The 3,342-nt window shown below is 69.2% G+C and carries 3 protein-coding genes; all 3 read left to right on the top strand.

All coding sequences use genetic code 11. From position 1 onward, the window contains the following. Positions 1-170: 170 nt before the first annotated feature. The 3 genes from IH26_RS0152130 to IH26_RS0152120 are packed head-to-tail and all read left to right on the top strand — an operon-like array spanning position 171 to position 3,255. Entirely contained in the window at positions 171-1,352 is a 1,182-nt protein-coding gene (locus tag IH26_RS0152130; RefSeq protein WP_211268947.1) for a tyrosine-type recombinase/integrase, read from the top strand. Further along, entirely contained in the window at positions 1,352-2,269 is a 918-nt protein-coding gene (locus IH26_RS0152125; RefSeq protein WP_030443750.1) for a tyrosine-type recombinase/integrase, read from the top strand. The genes IH26_RS0152130 and IH26_RS0152125 overlap by 1 nt, the downstream gene beginning before the upstream one ends. After that, positions 2,266-3,255 (top strand): tyrosine-type recombinase/integrase, encoded by a 990-nt coding sequence (locus tag IH26_RS0152120; RefSeq protein ID WP_030443749.1) that lies wholly within the window; start codon positions 2,266-2,268, stop codon positions 3,253-3,255. The genes IH26_RS0152125 and IH26_RS0152120 overlap by 4 nt, the downstream gene beginning before the upstream one ends. Positions 3,256-3,342: the final 87 nt, after the last annotated feature.

The following is a 3,342-nucleotide window of genomic DNA, read 5'->3' as shown; positions in this document are numbered from 1 at the left end:
TGTCGATTATGACGATGTTCGCGTTATGCCGACTTCTGCACGAAGCTGCAGGTGGGTGCCAGTCGAGACGGACAGAGTGTCGGCATAACGGCGGTCGGGTGGCTTGACGCTTCCTTCATGGATCTTCATGAGGAGGGGTCGTGTCCAGACCGGTGAGCAGGGTCGCGCAGGTGCGGGTGCCGGGCACGTTGGCGCCGTTCGCGGCGGTGCTGGAGGAAGTGTTGTTGGCGGCGGGGTATACGCCGTTGTCGGCAGTCAACCAGTTGCGGCTGATGGCGCATCTGAGCCGGTGGCTCGATGGGCGGGGGTTGTCGGCCGCCGATCTGAGCGAGGAGCGGGTTGAGCAGTACCTTGCCGAGCGGCGTGCCGCCGGCTATACCGGGCTGATCGGACGCCGTGCGATGCAGCGGGTGCTGCAGGCTCTGGTCGTTGCCGGTGTCCGGCCGGCCGGTGAGCAGGTGCCGCCTGCGGCCGGAGCACCGGCGGTGCTGACGGCGTTCGACCGGTATCTGCGCACGGAGCGAGGGCTGGCGTCCTGCACGACGACGGCGTATGTCACTCGCGCTGCCCGCTTCCTGGCCGGGTACGCCGCTGACGGTGAGGTCGGCGGGTTGACTCCGGCGCACGTGACGTCCGCTGTTCTCGCCGAGTGCACATCGGGGTCGGTCGGTGCCGGGCAGTATTTCGTGGCGGCCCTGCGCTCGTTCCTGCGGTTCGCCCACGTGGAGGGCCTCGTCGCCGCTGACCTGTCGGCGGCGGCGCTTGCGGTGACCGGGCGTCGGGGTTCGCTGCTGCCCAAGGGGATCAGCCCGGACCAGGCGCAGGCGTTGCTGGACTCCTGTGACCGGGAGTCGGTGATCGGGCGGCGGGACCGGGCGGTGTTGCTGCTCCTGTTAAGGCTGGGCCTTCGCGGCGGCGAGGTGGCCCGGCTGCGGCTGCAGGACATCGACTGGCGGGCCGGGCATTTGGTGGTGCGGGGCAAAGGTGGCCGTGACGAACGGCTTCCCGTTCCCCATGAGGTCGGCGAAGCCGTCGCGGCCTACTTGCGGCTGGGGCGGCCGGCCTCGACGCGGCAGGAGGTGTTCGTGACCGCGATCGCGCCGGCGGCCCACCTCACCCGGGAGGCGGTGTCCGGGATCGTGCGCCGCGCCTGCGACCGGGCGGGGATCGCCCGGATCGGACCGCACCGGCTGCGACACGGCTTGGCCTGCGCGATGGTGCGCGCAGAAGTGCCTCTGGCGCAGATCGGCCAGGTGCTACGACATCGCAGCCCGATCTCGACCGCGATCTATGCCCGGGTGGACGTGACGGCGCTGCGGGAACTGGCCCAGCCCTGGCCTGGAGGCAGCTGATGGACACCGACTTGAGCCGCCACCTGGAAGACTATCTGCGGCTCCGCCGATCGCAGGGCTTCAAGCTCGTCCGGCCCGGTGCCGTCCTTGCCCAGTTCGTCACCTGGCTGCAGGCGGCCGGCGCCACCACGATCACCGTGGACGCGGCGGTAGCGTGGGCCGCCGGCTCGCCGGGCACGAGCCCGATCAGCAGGGTGCATCGGCTGGGCGCGGTCCGCGGGTTCGCCCGGTATCTGCGGACCATCGACCCGGCCACCGAGATCCCGCCGGCCGACGTGTTCCCCCGACCGGTCTGCCGAGCACACCCATACCTGTATTCGCCGGACGAAATCCGGGCGCTGCTCGCGGCCACTCGTGGTCTGCGTCCGCAGATCCGGGCCAAGACCTACGAGGTGCTGCTCGGCCTGATCGCAGCCACCGGCATGCGGCTGGGCGAGGCGGTGTCGCTGCGACGCACCGACGTCGATCTGGACGCGGGGGTGTTGACGATCGGCGGGTGGAAAGCCGGCCCGCAGCGACTGGTCCCGCTGCACCCGAGCATGACCAAGGCCCTGCACGACTACGCACAGGCCCGCGACCGGCATTTCCCCGCACCGCGCACGGACTCGTTCTTTGTCTCCTCGGTTGGAACGCCCCTGATTACCAGCGCGGTCGACAGGACGTTCAACCAACTCACCACCACCATCGGGATCCGCACCGAAACCGTCAAACCGCGCATCCACGACCTACGGCACCGCTTCGCCGTCGCCCGGCTACTCGACTGGTATCAGCGCGGGCAGGACCCGGCGGGCAAACTTCCAGTGCTGTCGACCTACCTTGGACACGTCAACCCCGCCGGGACATTCTGGTACTTCTCCGCAGTGCCCGAACTGATGGCCCTGGCCGCCGAACGCCTGCAACAAGGACCACCGCGGTGACCGCGCTGGCGCCCACTCTGCAAGCGTTCTTCACCGACCGGCTGATGCACCAGCGGCAAGCCAGCCGGCACACCATCACCGCCTACCGCGACGCTTTCCGGCTCCTACTCGCCTTCGCCAGCCAGCACAGCGGCGCCGCCGCCAGCCGCCTGGACCTCGCCGCGCTTGACGCACCCCTGATCAGCGCGTTCCTGCACCACCTGGAAACCGAACGCGGTAACAGCGTCCGCACCCGCAACGCCCGGCTGGCCGCGATCCACTCCCTGTTCGCCTATGCCGCGCTGCGCCACCCCGAACACGCCGCGTCGATCCAACGCGTGCTCGCCATCCCACCCAAACGTTTCGACCGTCAGCTGGTCACCTACCTGACCGAACCCGAGACCGACGCCCTGCTGGCCGCCTGCGACCGGTCCACCTGGATCGGTCGCCGCGACCACGCGCTCATCCTGCTCGCTGTCCAAACCGGACTCCGTGTCTCCGAGCTGATCGGCCTGACCTGCGCCGATCTCGACCTGGGACGTGGAGCCCACGTCCACTGCGTCGGCAAAGGCCGTAAACAACGCCGGACCCCGCTGCTGCCGGCTACCGTCGCGGTGTTGAAGGTCTGGCTCGCCGAACGCGGCGGCGCCCCCGCCGACCCGCTGTTTCCTACCAGCACCGGACGGAAACTGAGCCGAGATGCGGTCGAACACCGCATCGCCAAACACGTCGGTGTCGCCGCGCAGCACTGCCCGTCACTGACGAACAAACCCGTGACCGCCCACACCCTGCGTCACACCGCGGCGATGCGCCTGCTGCTGTCCGGCGTCGACATCACCGTCATCGCCCTTTGGCTGGGCCACGAAAACATCGCCACATCGCAGATCTACCTGCACGCCGACATGACCCAGAAACAGCGAGCGATCGAACAAACCCGGCCCGCCGGCACCAAACCCGGCCACTACCGGCCGCCCGACCCCGTCCTGGCGTTCCTCGAGTCCCTCTGATTATGCCGAGCTGACCGCACCGCCGACCCCGGCCGAGCGACGATCCCGCGCCGGGGTCGGCATAACGCGAACATCGGCATAATCGAC

The organism is Actinoplanes subtropicus, from assembly GCF_000721705.1.
GTDB classification, from domain to species: domain Bacteria; phylum Actinomycetota; class Actinomycetes; order Mycobacteriales; family Micromonosporaceae; genus Actinoplanes; species Actinoplanes subtropicus.
This window is presented reverse-complemented; position numbering and strand designations above follow the sequence as displayed.

Bases quoted from the DNA above. Each gene is read 5' to 3' on its own strand.
- IH26_RS0152125 (WP_030443750.1), top strand. From the start codon at position 1,352: ATGGACACCGACTTGAGCCGCCACCTGGAAGACTATCTGCGGCTCCGC.